Genomic DNA, 18,780 nt, shown 5'->3' on the forward strand with positions numbered 1-18,780 from the left:
TTCCCCTATGGTCCTCTGGAGGTCTCGTGACGCAACCACAAACATCGGCCAAAGCCCCCTTGCGCATCGTACTCACCGGCGGACCCGGTGGGGGAAAAACCACGGCCGCGGATTTGTTTCGCCGCGAAATCGGCGAACGCGTCGTCATCGTCCCCGAGGCGGCAACCCTTTTGTTTTCCGGCGGATTCCCACGCAGCGACCATGACCTCGCGACGCGTTCCATTCAAAAAGCCATTTTTCACGTGCAACGTAACTTGGAGGACATCCAGAGCGCCGAATTCCCGGAACGCATTTTGTTATGTGATCGCGGTACCATCGACGGCGCGGCCTATTGGCCGGGCGGCGCGGACGACTTTTTCGCGGCGGTCGGCACCACCCTCGCTCAGGAACTGGCCCGCTACGATGCGGTCATCTTCTTCGAAACGGCGGCCGCCGGTGATATCTCCATTGAAGGCGGCAATCCCACCCGCACCGAGAGCCTCGCGGAAGCGGTCGAGCTAGACGGACGACTGCGCCGCTTGTGGTCGCAACATCCCCATTTCCACCTGGTCCAGCACGCGGCTTCCTTTTTTAAAAAGATTACGTTCGGCTTAGCCCACATTGAAAGCCTCGTCGGCCAATACAGAAGCAACGGCAATACGTTGGACATGAAGGACAGCGAAAGGTAACTGCTCGAGCTCAGGGACAGGTTTCTGCCAGAAAAGCACGCAGCTCGGCACGCTCGGCTTCTTCCAGCTCGCCCTCCGCCAAGACGACGGCTGCTTCACAGAAGTAGCCGGGGAACCATTTTTCCCCATTGGACGACAACAACCGCGCTTGCCGAAAAAGCGCAAACCCATGCTCGTAACGCCCTTGCTCCGCTTCCGAGCGGGCCAGCAGACTCATGCCCACGGCATAGTACGGCACATGGCTTTCAAGCGGCCATTCGGTGAGCACGGTTTCCAAAAACATCGCGGCCTCGCCGTGACGCCCTTGCGCTTGGTAAATCTCGGCCAAGGTTAACAGCGAAGCCCAGTGGTTGAGATCGCGCGTACCTCGCCCCTCACCACGCACGGTCAGTTCGAACAGTTTGACCGCCTCAGCATCTTCCGCACACCCCCAACCCAAGTAGAGATCGGCGAGATTGTTGAGCATATTGGTCTGGAACGGCCGCACCGTCACGTCCGCATCGGACCGTAACAAAAGCGCTTTGCGAAGCAGGGGTTCGGCTTCGGCGAGGCGGCCCAAATCCGAATAAATATTACCGAGGTTGTTGTACAACTGGAGCAAGTAGGGATGATCTCTTCTTAATGCGCCCTCGAGTAAACCGCGCCCATGGAGCGCATATTCCAGGGCGTCGTCCAAGCGACCCGCCATCCGCGCGTTCACGGCCAGGTAGTTATAGGTTATGCCTCGAATCGGGTCACTGACCCGACCGTCGTTCAAACGCAAATTCAAGGCGCGGTGATAAGCCGTTTCAGCAAGCTTGAACTGAGAAACATCGCGATGGACGTGACCCTTGGTCACGGCGATCTGCGATGCCTCGAAAGAGCGCGGTTCCACCAAAACCCCCACATCCGCTTCCATCACCTCCAAAAGTTCAATTAACCGATCACTCTTCGTCTGTCCCAACTGACGCAGGGCCTCCACCCTGGCCCGCCGCAATCTCATCTGTAAGTGGGGGGCAAGCACGGCCACATCAGGTAAAACGCGATCGAAGAACATCAAGGCGCGGTCGGCCTCTTCCAAGGCCATGCTGCACACCCCGGCCCAGTAAGCGGCACGCAAGGTTCGCTCATGCCGGGGCCCAAGACGGCGCTCGGCTAGGCGAACCAACCCGGTATACCGATCTCCCGCCTGCCGGTAATCACCCAATCCGTAGAGCAGGGTCCCTTGAATTTCCATCAACGTCATGCGCAAATCCGCATCGCGGCTTACTTCAATCGCGGTTTGCAGCTCATTGGCCACCTTCCGCCTGGTCACATCGCGAAACAAATCAGGAAACAACGGATCGCTTAGATCAACCACGCCCTTTAAATGTTCTAAAAGAACCTCGACCCGCTCTGCCTCGCGAATCGCTTTTTGGTTGTTAAAAAAGGCAATGGTCGCCAGGGTAAGGAGTGACGTACCAAACAGGCAACCGACCGTGACCGACAACCAGTGCCTTCTTACGAACTTGGAAACATGGTAGAACCAGGAGTCGGGGCGCGCCTTAACCGGCTGATGGGTCAAATAGCGTTCGATATCATCGGCCAAGGCCAACACGCTTTGGTAGCGGTCGTCGGGATTCTTTCGGACCGCTTTGAGCACAATCCAATCGAGATCCCGTTTCAGTTGCGCCACAAGCTGCACGGGTGTGACGGCCCGCCTCTCAGCTACCGCGCGGCGCCGTGCCGGATCGCATTGGAGATAAGCATGGGAAGGCGCGGAAGCCGGTTCCTCCACAATTTTCTTCCATAGATCAAAATCAAAAGCCGCCTCCTCGTCCGGTAAAAAGGGCCGGGTATCGGTCAAGAGCACGTACAACAGCATACCCAGCGCGTAAACATCGGAACGGGTGTCGGCCACAACCCCCTCGGAACGCCGCAATTGCTCGGGACTAATAAACGGCGGCGTGCCCATGGGTCGCCAATCCGGTGTTTCGGTAAAGTCAATCGCCGCGTGGGGCTGAATGGATTTGGCGATACCAAAGTCGATAATCTTGGGTTGGCGGCTCTCTGGATCGATCAGGATGTTGGAAGGCTTGAGGTCACGATGCACAATCGCATTGCGATGGGCAAAAGCCACGCCGTCGCAAATTTTGAGGAACAGCCGCAACCGCTGATGAATGTCGGCCCCAATTTGATCGCAAAACTGCTGGACGGTTTGGGCACCCTCTAAGTATTCCAGCGTAAAAAACGGCCGCTCGTCCTCTAGCCGGCCCACCTCGTAGATTTTGGCAATGTTCTCGTGGGGCAACATCGCCAATACCTTGCATTCATTGCGGAAGCGAACAACAAACTCCTCGTAATGATGCTCGAGGGAACGCGGGCGCAAGACCTTCACGGCCACGGGACGCGCCAACTGCTCCTGGGTAGCGAGAAATACCTGGCCCATGGCACCGCTGCCCAGACTTTTTTGAATGGTATATCCGGGGATTTGCGGCGGAACCTCTTCACGCGCCTTGAGCCGCAGGGATTCATCGCGGACATCTTCCAAAAGCTTGCCGACCTCGAAGAAAGGTTTCTCGAGAAAGTCATCCTCCTGATGATCTTCATAAGCCGTCAGCAGACTCATGACATCCCGGAACAATGCCAGGTTGTCGCCGCATTCGGCACGTGCCACCGCCTCGCGTCGCCCCGGCGGTTGCTCGACCGCCGTCGCGAAAATACGCTGAACCTCAGGTCCCACGGTTACCGCCTTCTGTCCACAACTGGCGGGAAAGCCGGTGACCGCCCCGATCCCAACGCAAATGTGTCAATCTGTTACTCCCTAACGTCCGTCGCGTGCCACGGCGACAGTTCGACCGCCAAACGATCCTTTTCGGCAACCAATCATCACCACGCTTTCCAAGACAAATTTCGGACAAGGGAGAAGGTCAGGGTAAAAGGCCGTCTTTAATCCTTATTTCGGAAAACGCTCCCATTCCATAACAATCTCGCGATAATTTCTTCACCAGTAGGCACTTGCTTCACCAAGGATCAGCACTTGAGCCGTTGGTACAACCAGGCTTTGGCAAACTTCCAATCCCGTTTGATGGTCGCGGGTGAGACGTCGAGGTGTTCCGCAATCTCGTCCAAGGTCAAGCCGCCAAAATAACGCAGTTCGGCAATTCGCCCCATCCGCTGATTGTAATCTTCCAATGCGTTCATCGCGTCGTCGAGCTGCAACCAGGCCCGTGGGCGGCTACAACTTACCAGTTCAAAGTCATCATAGGTTTCCCAATCCTGACCGGCCCCCCGTTTTTTGGTCAATTTTTGACGGGCCCAAGCAATGAGAATTTGACGCATACAGCGCGCGGCAAAACCAAAAAAGTGGACCCGCGACTGCCAGTCCTCGGTCCGCGTAGAAACCAGCCGCAGGTAAGCCTCGTGGACCAAGCTCGAGGTCGTCGGTAGATTATTGCGGCTCTCTTGTTTCAAATAGGCGGCCGCTATTTGCTTTAATTCCGGGTACACCAGTTCCATGAGATGGGACTCACTGCCCGGAACGCTGTCGCGCCAGTCGCGCAACAATTGGGTAATTTCTTGAGTCGGCGGTGTCATGGCTCCTCACTTTCGCGACCTAGGCCACAAGCGGTCCCAAAACCGATGCGGTCGGCGGACAAAAAAACCACCGACCCGTCAGCGTTCATCCAGATGACGATAAATCCAGGCTTTCGCTAAGTTCCAGTCACGCTTCACGGTTGATAGGGATACAGATTCAAAACCTTCTTTTAACATCGACACAATTTCCTCATTGTTTAAACCCAGCAGAATCCGGTACTCCGCGACCCGTGCCGCGCGGCGAGAATGGGCCTTAAGCTTAGCCAGGGCTTCCATCACAGAAAACGTGTGGTCGACCAAGGTTCGCCTGTCGATGATGTCGCCACCTGGAAATTCACTGATGGGAACACCAACCCCCTCCCGCTTGACCGCCTGTTCGTAGCGACGCCGATCAATGAGAATGTTTTTCATAACCATATGGGCAAAGGCAAAAAAAGCCTGGCGATTGGAAAAAGGTTTGGCTCCTTTCATCAAACGAAGAAAAAATTCGTGAACCAGAACCGTCGGCGACAGGGTCTGCGCGGCGCGATCTCCGCGAACAAAGGAACGTGCGATTTGATGCAGCTCCTGATAGACCAAACCCAACAAGCGGTCCATGACTTGGTCACGATCAGCACCTGTCGGTTCGGGATGTTCCAAAAGAACCAAACAGCGCGTGATTTCGCCCATCCCATCGTTCACCATGAAAATCATCCTTAGTTAAGAAAAAATCCCCGATCACGCCAACCACGCCAAGAATCTTGTTTGCTAATCTACCAAAAGAATTGATATTCCAAAAAAGAATCATATTTTACGACCGATTAAATACCAACCCGATTCAGCCACACCCCGCCAAAAAACCTTCGCTCACCAGGAAAAAGTCGCGCGGCCGGCGAGGGAAAGTCGAATCCAGGTCCTTTCGTTAGAGGGGTTTCAAAAGGGGCTCTATTTTTTTAAAATTTTTTTGAGCCGTTTTCAATCACTTTCGCACATGGTGCTTATGAGACAGTTGAAGCTTGAGCGGGATTTCGAGCACCATCCTTTCACCTCGCCGGTCCCTTGAAGCCGGCGAACCACGCGTTCATCACCCGACACGCGCGAATCAATCATTGCCAAAGCCTTTTGCCTTCCGACCAGAAATAAAAACCGTGGTTCTTATCGGCCTAACGCCGTGAGCCAGAAGTGAACACCTTAAGTTTCAGAAGCTTAAAGCCAAAAGGTGTCCCCATTTTTATTTCTCGATACGGTGCTTACCGCTCGGAATGCACCCGCGCAGTCCAACCCATCTCCTCACACGTGGGTTCACCACGTTCGTCCATCTATTCCGCCAAGCAATCCCCAGCTTCACGCCGGTTTGCGTTGCGTCGGTGCCACGTTTTCAAGGAACGCCGACACCTGATGTGATCCATGCCGGCGTCGGATACGGTTGGCAAAAATACTATTTTTAAACCGCCGTTATTGCCTCGTTTATCTCCTGCTTAAGTCTCAACGCACCCTCAAAATACATCCCATTTGAGAGGAGCGATCCCACGTGAAAATCCGGTTACTAAACACTTACCCAACCCGTCCATTTTCTACCCGTCAGGAACCATCACAAGCCGCCGGTAAAACGCGTTTTACCGCTTGCCTACTGCTGTTGGCCATGGCGAACCTTTCGGCCGCGGCACCGGGCCGTCACCAGTCCCTCATGACCCCCGATCAAAACCTAGTCGTCGCGGGTAATTACCAGAACGGCCTGCGTTTGGAAGGCGAAAAAATCGTCGAAGCAGGCGAAGGTTCGGGCTGCTTTGTGGCCGCCTATGACGCCGCCGGCAACCTCCAATGGCTCCGCCTGCTAACCAACTACCCCGCCAATACCGGTGTTAGCTTGCACCAAAACGCAAACGGGCGTGTCACTGTCATTCTTACCTGGGTTAATCAATCCGCCCAGGGCGACAACGAAACAGAAGTGACGGTATTGGCATTGGAAGACCTTTCCGACGGCGCCACCATCAAAACCAACTCCACCCCGGTAGAGGGTTAGCCCAAGTTCGCCGTTCTCACAAGGCGTTCTGCAGCGGGGCAACCCATACGATTACAAGGGTTCGCCTCTCTCTTGACACCGCCGAGCAATTCACGACGGTGCGCTGGGACACCGAAAGGTCGGCCCCGCTCCGCTTGCGCGTGGTCAGATGCCATGCGCCGCGGGAGGCTTTCACCCACCCGACTTAGAATCATATTCGCATTGCGGTCAAATCCCAATTTCACTTAATGAACGCACCCAAAGGTGGAACGAAAAAGTTCCACCTTTTTTTATGTTTTTTACCGCCTCTCGAAAAATCACACGGGGACACAAGGAAACCGCGTGAGATATGAGCCCCTTGATACCGCTTTTTCGTTGGTTTAGATAGAGGGCGAAACCCTTAGGCTCCCGTTTCGTCAACCGCGGAAAAAACGTGCGCGAACCCTGTATTTCCAGCGAGAGCCAACCTCTCCGATGCGGAAATAGCTTGCAATACAAGGAATGTACCCGACTCTTCTCGCCGGCAACCGAAAGAGCCGGCCTTCCAGGAATTGACGCAAGCCATGGGTTCATTCCCTAGAGGACTTTTCCCCTAAGACGGGACACCGCTTCCGAGGATCTTCTAAAAACGATCATCCAAGCCCGTCGGGTAACCGCCCATTTCTATAGGCCAAATACCGCCCTTCACCTTCAACGCAAACGATGGAACGCTTTCGTTTAACCCGCGTTGCGACCGGATCTCCGATCTAGACCCGTGTTGTGCTCACCCATGCATCGGCGTTACTCGCCCCGCCCAACAGACCTTGCCGCCGCCAACCAAGGAATCGCCATGACTGCCTCTACCCGCCCCTCGACATCGGAGAAACCGCCCGCCCTACGACGGTTCCTCGGCATGTGTTTGCCGGCACTGGTTTTGGTAGCAGCGGCCTTGACACAGTGCACCGATGAGCGGCCAACCAAGCCCCTTAGCAAAAGCGAACAAGACTACTGTTTTCAAGAACTTGAAAAACACAAGCGCCTACTACACACCCTCAAGGTGCAACGCATGGATGCACGAACCCCGGCACTCGGCAACCTTACCGAAATGGAAGCACAGCTTTTGGAACTCGTCCCGGAAGACAAGCGTCTGGAATTTCTGGAGGTTTTTGATCATTTGACCCAAAACTACCACAACCGCCTGCGGGATCTCGAACGGGGCAACGCGGATTTAAGACGCGAAAACCAACTGATTCACATTGAACTCAACATCGTCAAAGGGAAGCGACGCCGCGAGGCGTCCACGGAAACGCCAAAAGGAATTTAGGGACAGAACGAGAAGTAAGCGACCATTTCGCGGAATGCATTGGGATCCACCGGCCCACCTTCAACCACTTCATCGGGTGCTCGTTGGTCAAACCACAAGCCCAGCACAGCGCGGCCGTCGCTACACTTGCTGTAAAACAAGGTATAGGCACCCTGTAAGGTCGAACCCTGTTCACCGGAAAGCACCACGCGTCCGTTCGTGGACAGGTACAGAATCTCGCCGGAACCGTGTCCGAAAAACCCCCGTTGGGCCTGATCATCGGCGTGGAAAAGGACATTAAACTGGGCGTAGTGGAAACTCGATTGCGAACCATCCTTGAGAAACGACTCGAGTTGCGGGTCGTTATAAGCCCCTTTCATCTTAAGAAGTGTCAACGAGGGATCGGTATTTTCGAGTGATACGGCGAGCTTTTCAAAGGGATCTTCGGTCTGGATTTCGGTTTGCACCTCGCCCATCATGATGAAATCAAAGGAGAAAGGAATCCCGAAACCAACAACCGCCGCATAACCCGGCGGATAGGTTTCACCATCGGCCAAGACACTGGATGCAACCGTTCCCGGACTGGTGAAGCCTTCGCTCATTTGTTGGAATGTCTGATAGGTAAGGATACCCATCGCAACAAGCACCACGCTCAAAATCCCGCCACAACCCAAACAAGAAAACAGGCACGCCTTTTTGTTCATCACCACACCTCCTTGTATCGTGAAAAGGTGACACAGTAACCATCCGTCGGCCAAACCCCAAAACGGCATTTCATTGAGGGAAACGCTTTTCACAAGCAACTCAAAAAGCGCGAGGCATCCCGGCTAAGAACCTAGAACACAACCGCTTGACACAATCAATCCGAGTCGGGAAGGGGAACAAATCCGCCTTGGGCCGACAAGCATTCCCCACGGACATATTTAGTCTGGATGTTTCGCTAAAATCACCCTGGCTTATCGCGCTGCTTGGTTACAAACCTATCGCCGAGGACCGCCGCCCGTCAAGAGCCAAGCAACCCTAAGCCGTTTTTCAATAGCGCAAGGGATGAATAACCAAATCCATGAGCATCAACCGTTGGGTACGGCAACCCAGCGGTACCAGGCCTCGGCCAGGTCACCACGAGCGCCCAACACCCGTACCAAAGGAGAACGCGGCGGCAACACGACCAAACGCCCGCGCGCGTCCACCCGGTACAGGTCACCGTCAAAAGGATTGCGCAATTGAAGGCGGTTAATCGCGGCACGAACAGTTGCGGGATCGGGTTCGGGACCCAGGTTCCTGTACAGCCGGGCCGCATCGAGCAAGGACGTCTCTAACCCGATGTAAGCTGCCAAATTCTCAAAACGAACCGCCAGGTAACGCACATCTCCCGGCCGATGGCGTGTGCGAATTTGCCATTTTGGTGCGAGCGGGTAACGCGCCGAAAAGGGCCGGTCCGGGTGATCAAATTGGAGGTCGCCGTACAAAGAACGCAGGTCAAACAACATCTCGCCAATTGAAGGCTCGTCGGTAAACAAACGCGGCGGCCATACGTGATGTTCTTCGAGCAAGCGTTGTTCCAGGGTCGCGCAATGGAGAAACACCGCGCCCTCAAACAACGCCCGCAATTGTTTGGGGGAAGGGAGCTTGCCGTCGGGATCGCCCTCGCGTGCATAGAAAACCCGGAACTCATAGTACTTGGTACGCCAAAACCAGGTGCCGCTGAGCAAATCCAACCCCGGCCATGAAAGGGTTAACCGCATCAAATCCTCGGCAGCGTTGAGACAACGCACCCGCAAGTCGGGCTGATCGTGAAGGGTTGCCTGGTGAGCCAGGTACAACACCACCAACCCCAGTTCTTCGAGGAAATGTCCGTAGGGCGCCTCCATCTCATACTCTGCTAATAGCCCCGGCTGGCGCGTCACCCTGGCTTCCACGGTAACCTCGGCGAGACGCGCCCCAAACCGCCGCTCGAATGTCTCAAAAAATTCGAGGTACCCCGAAACGGATTCAGGATCATCACGAAATACCTCGCGATGCGCGCTTGGTAAACCACGACTTTTCCGCTCAACAAATTCAGTCAGTTCCAACATCAAGCGATCACCGGCGGCACGAGGACCCACCAAAGCCGCATCGCGAATCGGGTTTTGGCGAGAATGGAATGCCCAATAACGCCCGCCAAAAAAAACGCCCCAGGCGATACCCATCGATAAAACCATGAAAACAAGCGTCTTTTCTTTCACCCAGTGTCTCCTTGGGGGGGATTCCCCCGGCAGGGCCCAAATTTTTTTATTTTTTTTTGACGGATTTCTCAGCCGGTTGCGCTTAAGGGTGTGAGGGTGGGTTAAGGCCAAGCGCGACATGCTTTCTGTGACCCTAAGCACATAACCCCTCGCTACCCCACATCTAAGTGCTCGCATTTTTTAATTTACAGGAACTCAGGAAATGAAAAACGTGAAGAAAGGTTTTAGTTTAGTAGAACTTATGGTGGTTGTGGCCATTATCGGTATTCTGACCGCGATCGCCCTCCCTATGTACAATATCGCGGTAAAGAAAGCCAAAACACAATCGGCGATTGGCGCAGCCCAAGGATTCCGTGGCCCCTTAATGGCGTGGCACGATGAACACAACAGCTTTGCCAACCTTAGTTTTTCGCCCGCGGACAACAGCATTCGCATGCGAACCCTTGAGGGCGCACAAATTAATATCGGCACCAACCTTCCCAGCCAACGCGGCCTCGAATGGACCGTCGAAACAACGGGAACCGATACACTCAGCATCTTCGTCATCAATTTTGATTTTGACAACGACATCTGTCTGCCATGCTCCGGCCGCTGGTGCATTGCCTGCGAACTAGATGAAACATGCACCGTTGAAGTACAGATCACGGACACGGATTTTAGCGGCGCGGTTAACCCGCTCATTGACCTGGGTCGTGGTGAAAATAGCTGTCCTCCCTAAACCGGCAGGGCTCAGCAAAGCCCGCGGCCGCCCTCCCCTAACCCTCTTTTCTCACAATGCTTTCTGCCGCGGGGCAGCCCATGCGATTACCAGGGGGCGGCCATCCGCGGGACGGCCGTCCACGGGGCGGCCGGCCGCCTTACTCAGTCGAGCCATACGCAACGAAGCGCTGCTGCGCCGAAAGGTCGGTCCCGCACCGTTTGCGCTTGGTCGTCATCTTCGTACGCACAGGGCTTTCAGCTTCTCGCGACGAATCCTCGTAAGAAAAGCGGGCCAAGAATATATGCGATGATTGCGCGGAGACCTTCTCTTGTCGGGCTTCTCCGCGCTTTTTCGTGAATGGAAATGCTTCATTTTATGCGGTGCCGACGAAAACCTAACACTTTGACATTACGTAATGGTTCAAAGTAGTATTTGAAGATTTTACCCCCCAAAACGTCACCCACACCCTGGAAGCAATTCTCTTGAAGACCCTTCACCCTAGCGCTCATTCAAAGGGCGACGGCCCAAGCCGTCAAAGCCCGAAAAACGCCGCAAGCCCGCGTCGGTGGTGGATGGTAGCGCTTTGCTTGTGGCTCGCCGCTGTCGGCGCCTGGGGCCGCACCAACTTCCGCGGCTTACCTTTTTATTTTGAGCAGGTCGGCAACCTACAGGGGTTGGCCCAGGTCGGCATCCAAGAGTTGTACCAAGATTCGTTCGGCTTTTTGTGGATTGCCACCCAGGAGGGCCTGCAACGCTTTGACGGTTACGAACTCACACCGTACAAACACGAACCTTTCGATGCCCACTCCCTCTCGGGCAACAATGTGACCCACCTTGCCGAGGACCACCAGGGCGATTTGTGGGTTATCGCGAGTGGCATGCTCAATCGCTATGCCCGCCGTGAGGACCGCTTTTACCACTACCCACTTGCAGCCTCAAGCGGGGATGCCGTTGAGGTCGTCACGCTTTTGGCAGACGGGCCCAAGTCCAAAGAACACCGTGAAGTATGGGTCGGCACGCGTAGCCAAGGGGTTTTTCGCTGGGACGAAACAGCCGACAGCTTCACGCCTTATCAAAACCTGCCGGGGGAACCAAACAGCTTAAGCAGTAACTTGGTGACCCATTTGCACCGCGACCGCGGCGGCCGTTTGTGGATCGCCACCTATGGCGGCGGCCTCAACAAGTTCGACCCGGTAACGGGTGGGTTTACCCGGTTTTTCGACGATCCGACTTTTGATGTTTTATCGGTCGTCGGCTACCACAAAATCCCCAATACAGGCGGTCAACCCCCCATCCACGAGGACCGCAACGGTTTTCTGTTTATCATCACCCACGGCGGCGGTTTGCTGCGATTTAACACCGAAAACGAAACCTTTATCCAGTACCGCCACATCCCGGACGAACCGCGCAGCCTCAGCAACAACTTGGTGTACGGTATCTTTCCCGACGGCGGCGGCGGTTTGTGGCTGGCAACCGCCGCGGGGGGACTGGACCGCTTTGATCCACGATCCGGCGGATTCACCCACTACCGCCATGACCCCTATAACCCGTACTCCCTACCACCCGGCGAACTCAAAGACGCCGTGTTTATCAGTGATCGTCAAGGGCAAACCTGGGTTGGTACCGCCAGACAAGGCTTGCTCCATTACGATGCCGACCGCGATTATTTTCGAAAACTCCCACTCCGCGCCGACGGCAATCCCACCAACCATATCACCACGCTTCTCGTGGATCGAGCCGAGGCGCTTTGGGTCGGTACCAAAAACAACGGTTTGCACAAATACAGCCGTTACCTTCAAAAGTTTAGGGGTCATTGGCACAACCCCAATCTATTCGACAGCCTTCCCAACGACGCCGTCACCGCCATTGAGAGCCGCAACGAACACGAACTGTGGATCGGCACCAGTCAATCCGGTCTCATTCGCTTTGACCGCAGGCTGGGCACCGTGATGGAGCGATATGAGGAGCGGGAACAAGGCCTGCCTTCCAACCGAATTCAAACGCTGTTGCGACAGGATGACGGCGCGCTATGGATTGGGACCCGTCGGGGGCTGGCCCTGCTCGACCCTTGGGAGGGCACGTTCAAGCAGTATTTTGAAAACGCCGGCTTGTCCTCCGAGGATGTCCGCAGTTTGTTCCGCGACCGCGCGGGGCGGCTCTGGGTTGGAACCCGGGGGCCGAACCTGCACCTACTTGATGAAGAAATAGATCGCTTCGATATGTTTCATTTGGGCGAAGGGGGCTTTAGCACCGTCGAGCGTGGCGCGCTGGTCGCCATTACCGAGGACCAATTCTCCCATCTGTGGATCGCCAATTTGGGATCGGGTTTGGTTCGTTTTAACCCCGAGGATGAGCGACAACGCGGGTTCCAGCACGACCCCGGCCAATCAGATTCCCTTAGCCACAACGATGTCTCAGACGTCCATGTGGATACACTGGGCAATTTATGGGTGGCAACGCGCGGCGGGGGGCTCAACCGCTACCATTATGAAACGGCCACCTTTGAGCATTTCACCGTGAAAGATGGGTTGGCAGGTAACATTCTTTACGCCGTGGCCGAGGACGCCGACGGCCAACTGTGGTTGTGCAGCAACCGAGGTCTGAGTTCTTTTGATCCTCGCCGGAATTCAGCCAAGAACTACGACGTCGGCGACGGTCTGCGCGCCAATTCCATTTTGGCCCATGGCTTTCATTACGACACGGCCAACACCCTTTACTTCGGTACCACCTCCGGCTTCAACTATTTTAACCCCAAACATCTCAACACCAACCCGCACGCCCCACCGCTGGTCATCACCGACCTCCAGGTGATGGGCCAATCGGTAGATGCCGCTCATTTACAACAAACCTGGGAACTCGACTACCACCAAAACTACCTGCGTTTCCAGTTTTCGGCCCTGGACTTCACGTATCCCGCCAAGAATCAATACTTTTACCGCTTGGAAGGTCTTGAAAAAAATTGGGTGCCCGCCGAAAAGAACCGCGAGGCAAACTACTCAAACCTCGGCCCCGGCCACTACCTGTTCCGCGTGATCGGTTCCAACAACGACGGCGTTTGGAACGAGGCAGGTACCGCCGTGTCCATCACCATCCGAGCGCCTTGGTGGCAAAGCTGGTGGTTCCACGGGCTCCTGATTGTCATCGCCGCCTCGATGATTTATTCGGCATTTATTTGGCAAAAGCAGCGCCTCGAGGGCAAGCAGCAAGAAGCTTTGCTGGAATTGGACCTAAAGCGCAAAACGGAGGAGCTGGATTACGCCCGCAAAATTCAGCTGTCGATGCTACCCGGCGGCAACCTCGACACGCCGCGACTGACCGCGGTCGGCGCCATGCGCACCGCGACCGAGGTAGGCGGCGATTATTACGATTTTCAGCGCTTACCGGACAACCGCCACTGCATCGCCGTCGGCGACGCCACCGGGCACGGTTTTGCGGCGGGTTTGGTCGTCGGCATGACCAAACTGGGGGCCACCGTCTGGGCGCAAACCCCGCAAACCCACAACTTAAAAGAAGCCATGCTCGAATTAAACATCGGCCTTAAACGCTCGCTTACGGAGAAAACCATGGGCATGAGTCTGGGGCTGATTCTGCTAGATGAAGAGAGTGGCCGGACGGAAGCCGCCTTCGCCGGTATGCCCTTCCCTTACCACTTCTGCGCCAAAAGTGGCACGCTCAAACCCTTGGTCATGAAGGGTCCCCCGCTGGGATTTTTGGAAAAAATCCCCGTACAAACCTTAGACCTGGCACTAGAACCGGGCGATTACCTCATCAGTTACAGCGACGGGTTCCCCGAGCGTTTCGACCGCCACAACAGCTTGTGGGGCCAAGATCGCCTGGAGGAAACGCTGGACCGAATTTGCAAGCGCGGCGGTCATCCCGAAAGCGTGGCTTCCCAATTTTTTGCGGCCTGCGACGCGTTCGCGGACGGGCGAACGCACGACGATGACATGACCGTCGTGATCGTCCAGATGAAGCAAAAACGTTAAAAGCCATCCCGCTCCAGACAGGCACCCTGACAGGCCGCGGATCCGGCCCATCCCGCGTTGGGTTACGCCCCCGCCGGCGCCGACCCAAAGCAAACGACTGTAAGCGGCCACGGCTCATAAACGGTAAACCACCGGTTCACAAAGCCACGTTTTCATCATGTCCCCGTTCAACCACACAGACGGGTTGCCCCGGTGCACTTACAGCCGCACCACGCTCACAACATGTTTCCTTCAAACCCCTTGAACATGCCTGTCACCCGCAAATGCTTCAAGCCCCTTAACCATGCCTGTCACCCGCAAAGGGTCACCCGAAAATGCCGCTTAACCAAACAGGTGGGTTGTCCCGATACACTTACAGCTACCCAGCGCTTGTAACGAAATTATTTCAAGCCGCTTGCACGTGCCTGTCACCCGTAAACGTTGTCACCCGTAAACGTTGCTCAGGTGGGCGTGCCCCGTCGGGCGCACAAAGAAAAACCCAGCCGGAGGCTGGGCGGAGAAGGGTTTTTGGGAAAGGGACCGTCTTGTTTTCCAGGAAACCATGGCCGCACCGAAAACAATCGATGCAGCCCGCTATCCCCTACGCCTCAATCGAGATTGATGACGTCAACCGTGGCCAGTTGTTGGTTGTCGCGGGAGCCCACCAAACCAAATGCGGTGAAACTGCGGGTTCCTTTCATGTGAAGGTGGGTCACCTCGCGATCATCGCCAAGCAAGGTCTCCAACAAATTAATGGACTTGCTGAATCGAGGAATGCTGACCGAAACCGTGGGACGCGCCTCGCCGGCAGCGGTGTAGGGCGTAATCTCAATCTCGGTTTCCAAAGCGAAGGGGTTGATCAACGCCAAACCCGTGTAACCCGGTTTCGCACGATCCGCTCCAAAGGCAATCGGCAACAACTTCCCTCGAGAACCTTCGAGGTTTCCACGCACCCGCGTCGCCACGGGCTTCCCGTCCTGACCCATCAGCAGAAAGGACAAAATGGGTTCATCGGCAATAACGTCCATGCGATGGTAAGGCTCAAGCAGAACCCCATTCAAATGGTTGGCCAGTAATTCCGCCGACTTTTCGCCCGGCGCCAGCACCAATGGGAAATCCTCAATCTTGTCCCCTTCCGCGTTGTACAGGTTCACCAATATGGGAACCGAATTTTCGCCAGGATTGGTCACCACCAAGCCGTTCCACCAGGCATTCTGCCACTGCCCCAAATGATCGAAGCGCCATTCGCGTGTCGGCTGTAAATCAAGCGGGGTCGACACCAGTTGGGCCAAATGATCGGAACGCGAGAAAAACAACAAACCGTTGCCACCCTCGGCCGAAACGGCGTTAAGCCGAAACCAAGGGCTGCGCACCTCGTTGTTCACAAAGTATTGGTCGTCGAGAATGGCGGTACCGCCGGGGAAAAAGAAGCCCGGCAAACGGGTTTCGCCTTGGCCCGGCAATTCCAAGAAGAAACTGCTCTCCTCGGCTAGGTTGTTGGCGACAACCGCCGCCTTGGTGCGCCAGCTCTCGAGGTTGGCCGGCAGGTGCGCGCCGTACAAGGTATCGCGGGAATCAGAAACACCGGGATACACATCGAGGGTCGTCCCATCGGTGTTCTCAATCACCGCGGCGACACCAACCCGCTCGCGAGATAACACCTCGACCCATGACAAAACATCGGCGGCGGCGTCACCGAACAACGAAGCCACGTCAAACACGTTCTTGGCATGGGCCGCCAAAGGTTGCGCGGGCAAAACGCCCAACAGGATACCGTGGCGGTTGTAAAACAACATGGTGACATCCACGCTTTGATCATGGGGATTCACCACATGGCCTTCAAACAGCCACTCCGGCTCGTCGTAGGCGGTGTAACTCAACACCTGGCGGTGGAAGTTGTCTTCGCCCGGCGCTAATTCAAACAAGGTGTGGGTCAATGGACCAAGATGAGCAAGCTCGCCCTGGGTCACGATTTGGTTGGTGTACACGGCGTGGGCCGCGAGCCGAATGGACTCATTGCGAAAATCGTCGTCCAACTCCATGATCATACCGGTCAAGGTCAGCGTCTCGAACACGTCGTATTCACCCGATTCCAAAATCAATTCGTAACCGGCAAACACGTTCTCGTTCCACATAATTTTTTCAACCCGCCACTGAGAAGACCCGGAGGAAGTAACCTGAAGATCGGTGGCTTGCCAAACAAACTCACGGGTTGTGTCGAGCCGGGTGATCGATTGCGGATCCCCATCGGCATAGGCCCGTCCGCTAAATTCGGGCAAGGTCACAAACAAACGGGTGCCTTCCTCCCAAACAAAATCAGAACTGTTGGTGAGGTAGAGCGCGGGAACCTGCAACCCAAAAGTCCGGGCACGAATCAAGTCAAACCGGTTCACGGTCCGCTCCACCACGGTGGTATCGAAGGAATCCTCAACATTGTGGAATTCGAAACAAGGAACATAAGCGGCACCGCGCGCCACCACCACATCGTCGGAAAAACTGACGCTTAGCGAACCCCCCAGCAACACCCCTTGCCCGATCTCAACACCGAAGGTACGGCTATCAACCGCAATAAAGTCAAGACGCTCCAGGGTTCCAACGCGAAAGGAGGAGGTATCACGGTAGTTGGCAAACAGGGAGGTATCGGCCAAATAATGTAGGTCCGCACGCTCGTTGCCGCGGGTAACCGTGTTGGCATTATTGCGAACCGACTGGCTACCACGCAGGCCCAATGAAAAAGCCACCGGGCGATCCGGCGAAGGCGCTACGCCGATCACGTCGGCGGCGACCCAGGTGGAAGAAGAGCGATTGATGCGAATCCACCCCTCGCGCTCACCTTTAATCAAGCGCACCAACTGCACGGCGTCGGGATTGAGGTTCGGATTAATTTGGGTACTTTGGTTCACGGGAAAAACAGCAAGATTGATCGGGGCGTCACCGGTTTCGGGACGCATGTCCACCAGGGTATGGCTCCATCCCTGAGAATGAAGGGTGCGAAAACGAACGTACAAAGGTTCGTTGGGCGATGCATCGGAAAAAGCATCGTTGCTGAGCTTGAGGGAAAAAGAACCCAGCAATTGGTGATCTTGCTCGTGACTAACCAAAGAAATTTGGGTCGAGATATCGATCGCCGGAAGAGAAAGGGTAAAAAACCATACGGATAAACATAATAAAAGGGTTTTGTTGGAACGGGTACGTGAGCGTGGGATCATAGGAACGACTCCAGATAGGCATCTCGGCAGCACTAATAGCAAACCTCTTGCCAACCTAACAAAACCCTGATTTCAAGCCGCTTAACGCCTGATCGCTACCGGTAAACAGGCCCTGTCTTCGGACCTCGGATGTTTGTAGTCTCTCCAAGAGACAGCCGTGCTAGGATGGCTGGAACAGGCCCGCCGAAACCAACCCCGGCCAAGGCCGATCACCCAACCACCCCTCCCAGGATCATCCCATGCGCTACAGACGACTGAAGAAAATGACATCCATCGGGGAGATCACCGAACAGCTGGTGAAACAAAACCGGCTACCAGGTCTCAAAAAACAAAGCCTGATCCAACCCAAAGTGATGTTCGGCGCCATGGTCGGTACCTATGTGGACGGCATGCACCGCGAAGGAGACATCCTGGTGCTGCACGTGAAAGACAGGCTGTGGCAAAAACAATTAATGAGCCAAAGAAGTGAATTACTGCAGAAAGCGCGCATTTTTGACCCAAAAATCGTAGGGATAAAAATCGAAAACTAGGCCGAACAACGTCAAAAATGAGTCAAACGCGTCAAATGTGCGGAAACAAAGGCTTTTTGTCCGATCTCACCACTTTTTATTTAATTTTGCCGCGCATGGGCCGATAAGGTGGTTAGTCGCAAAAATTCCCCATTAAAAAGCTGTGGTGTTAAACAAGCCTGCACATAAGAGATTGTGCAAGCAGCTACAGCACCGCACTTTTTTTATTAAAAAGTGCCTCCCAAGCCCTTGAAGTGTTGACAATTCTAAACTTGGTAACTATTTTGATGAGAGCAACCTAGAGAATTCACTCATGCATCAAGTGCACCATTAAAAGAAGAGGAGCCGGATAGCCGTGTCAATGACGAAAGCAGACCTAGTTGAGGCCGTCTCACAATCCATTAACGTCAGTAAAAGAGAAGCCGAAGTCGTGGTAAACACCTTCTTGGAATGTGTGGTCGGCGCTCTAAACCGCGGAGAAGGCGTGGAATTGCGAGGATTTGGCAGTTTCCGTATTCGCGAGCGCGGTCCCCGTACCGGACGCAATCCCCGCACGGGCGAAAGCGTCGAAGTCGCTCCCAAAAAGGTGCCTTATTTCAAAGTAGGCAAGCAGCTTAAAGAACTGATCAACGTTAGCAACTAACCGATTTTTGGTTCGATTTGCGTCCCCCCAGGCGGCATGTCCG

The 18,780-nt window shown here is 55.0% G+C and carries 13 protein-coding genes; 7 read left to right on the forward strand and 6 right to left on the reverse strand.

Annotated elements, in window-relative coordinates; all coding sequences use genetic code 11:
- The first annotated feature begins 26 nt into the window (after positions 1 to 26).
- A complete protein-coding gene (locus tag J3U88_RS22250; RefSeq protein WP_207861190.1) occupies positions 27 to 668 on the forward strand; it encodes an AAA family ATPase in 642 nt (213 codons plus the stop codon).
- Positions 669 to 678: 10 nt separating this feature from the next.
- Here the strand turns inward: J3U88_RS22250 and J3U88_RS22255 are convergent, their stop codons facing one another.
- The 3 genes from J3U88_RS22255 to J3U88_RS22265 all read right to left on the reverse strand — a co-directional run bounded on the left by J3U88_RS22255 (position 679) and on the right by J3U88_RS22265 (position 4,862).
- Positions 679 to 3,369: a protein kinase domain-containing protein gene (locus J3U88_RS22255; protein ID WP_207861191.1), complete on the reverse strand. Its 2,691-nt coding sequence runs from the start codon at positions 3,367 to 3,369 to the stop codon at positions 679 to 681.
- A gap of 290 nt (positions 3,370 to 3,659) precedes the next feature.
- Positions 3,660 to 4,223, reverse strand: coding sequence for an ECF-type sigma factor (locus J3U88_RS22260; RefSeq protein ID WP_207861192.1), 564 nt, complete (start codon positions 4,221 to 4,223; stop codon positions 3,660 to 3,662).
- A gap of 78 nt (positions 4,224 to 4,301) precedes the next feature.
- Complete coding sequence (locus tag J3U88_RS22265) at positions 4,302 to 4,862, reverse strand: ECF-type sigma factor (RefSeq protein WP_207861193.1); 561 nt, start codon at positions 4,860 to 4,862, stop codon at positions 4,302 to 4,304.
- A gap of 871 nt (positions 4,863 to 5,733) precedes the next feature.
- Between J3U88_RS22265 and J3U88_RS22270 the strand changes: the two genes are divergently transcribed.
- On the forward strand, positions 5,734 to 6,225 hold the full coding sequence (locus J3U88_RS22270) for a hypothetical protein (RefSeq protein WP_207861194.1): 492 nt from the start codon (positions 5,734 to 5,736) through the stop codon (positions 6,223 to 6,225).
- A gap of 808 nt (positions 6,226 to 7,033) precedes the next feature.
- On the forward strand, positions 7,034 to 7,507 hold the full coding sequence (locus tag J3U88_RS22275) for a hypothetical protein (protein WP_207861195.1): 474 nt from the start codon (positions 7,034 to 7,036) through the stop codon (positions 7,505 to 7,507).
- Here the strand turns inward: J3U88_RS22275 and J3U88_RS22280 are convergent.
- Together J3U88_RS22280 and J3U88_RS22285 are read right to left on the reverse strand one after the other, a co-directional pair.
- Positions 7,504 to 8,190 (reverse strand): hypothetical protein, encoded by a 687-nt coding sequence (locus tag J3U88_RS22280; RefSeq protein WP_207861196.1) that lies wholly within the window; start codon positions 8,188 to 8,190, stop codon positions 7,504 to 7,506. The two genes, J3U88_RS22275 and J3U88_RS22280, sit on opposite strands and share 4 nt — an antisense overlap.
- Before the next feature lie 366 nt (positions 8,191 to 8,556).
- Positions 8,557 to 9,711, reverse strand: a complete 1,155-nt coding sequence (locus J3U88_RS22285) for a hypothetical protein (RefSeq protein WP_207861197.1) — start codon at positions 9,709 to 9,711, stop codon at positions 8,557 to 8,559.
- A gap of 202 nt (positions 9,712 to 9,913) precedes the next feature.
- Between J3U88_RS22285 and J3U88_RS34745 the strand changes: the two genes are divergently transcribed.
- Together J3U88_RS34745 and J3U88_RS22295 are read left to right on the forward strand one after the other, a co-directional pair.
- Positions 9,914 to 10,429: a pilin gene (locus J3U88_RS34745; protein ID WP_207861198.1), complete on the forward strand. Its 516-nt coding sequence runs from the start codon at positions 9,914 to 9,916 to the stop codon at positions 10,427 to 10,429.
- 554 nt (positions 10,430 to 10,983) lie between these two features.
- Positions 10,984 to 14,397 carry a two-component regulator propeller domain-containing protein gene (locus J3U88_RS22295; protein WP_207861199.1) on the forward strand — a complete coding sequence of 1,138 codons (3,414 nt, stop codon included), beginning with the start codon at positions 10,984 to 10,986 and terminating at the stop codon, positions 14,395 to 14,397.
- 587 nt (positions 14,398 to 14,984) lie between these two features.
- On the opposite strand, the gene J3U88_RS22300 is transcribed toward J3U88_RS22295, so the two are convergent.
- A complete protein-coding gene (locus J3U88_RS22300; RefSeq protein ID WP_207861200.1) occupies positions 14,985 to 17,585 on the reverse strand; it encodes a hypothetical protein in 2,601 nt (866 codons plus the stop codon).
- 239 nt (positions 17,586 to 17,824) lie between these two features.
- Between J3U88_RS22300 and J3U88_RS22305 the strand changes: the two genes are divergently transcribed.
- Together J3U88_RS22305 and J3U88_RS22310 are read left to right on the forward strand one after the other, a co-directional pair.
- Entirely contained in the window at positions 17,825 to 18,115 is a 291-nt protein-coding gene (locus J3U88_RS22305; RefSeq protein ID WP_207861201.1) for a hypothetical protein, read from the forward strand.
- 340 nt (positions 18,116 to 18,455) lie between these two features.
- Positions 18,456 to 18,737, forward strand: coding sequence for an HU family DNA-binding protein (locus J3U88_RS22310; protein ID WP_243436090.1), 282 nt, complete (start codon positions 18,456 to 18,458; stop codon positions 18,735 to 18,737).
- Positions 18,738 to 18,780: the final 43 nt, after the last annotated feature.

This window comes from Acanthopleuribacter pedis, from assembly GCF_017377855.1.
Lineage (GTDB): Bacteria > Acidobacteriota > Holophagae > Acanthopleuribacterales > Acanthopleuribacteraceae > Acanthopleuribacter > Acanthopleuribacter pedis.

What these genes read in the sequence shown, in the direction of transcription:
- J3U88_RS22305 (WP_207861201.1), top strand. Translation starts at nt 17,825, where the DNA reads ATGCGCTACAGACGACTGAAGAAAATGACATCCATCGGGGAGATCACC.
- J3U88_RS22295 (WP_207861199.1), top strand. Translation starts at nt 10,984, where the DNA reads ATGGTAGCGCTTTGCTTGTGGCTCGCCGCTGTCGGCGCCTGGGGCCGC.
- J3U88_RS22260 (WP_207861192.1), bottom strand. Translation starts at nt 4,223, where the DNA reads ATGACACCGCCGACTCAAGAAATTACCCAATTGTTGCGCGACTGGCGC.
- J3U88_RS22280 (WP_207861196.1), bottom strand. Translation starts at nt 8,190, where the DNA reads ATGAACAAAAAGGCGTGCCTGTTTTCTTGTTTGGGTTGTGGCGGGATT.
- J3U88_RS22300 (WP_207861200.1), bottom strand. Translation starts at nt 17,585, where the DNA reads ATGATCCCACGCTCACGTACCCGTTCCAACAAAACCCTTTTATTATGT.
- J3U88_RS22275 (WP_207861195.1), top strand. Translation starts at nt 7,034, where the DNA reads ATGACTGCCTCTACCCGCCCCTCGACATCGGAGAAACCGCCCGCCCTA.
- J3U88_RS34745 (WP_207861198.1), top strand. Translation starts at nt 9,914, where the DNA reads ATGAAAAACGTGAAGAAAGGTTTTAGTTTAGTAGAACTTATGGTGGTT.
- J3U88_RS22310 (WP_243436090.1), top strand. Translation starts at nt 18,456, where the DNA reads ATGACGAAAGCAGACCTAGTTGAGGCCGTCTCACAATCCATTAACGTC.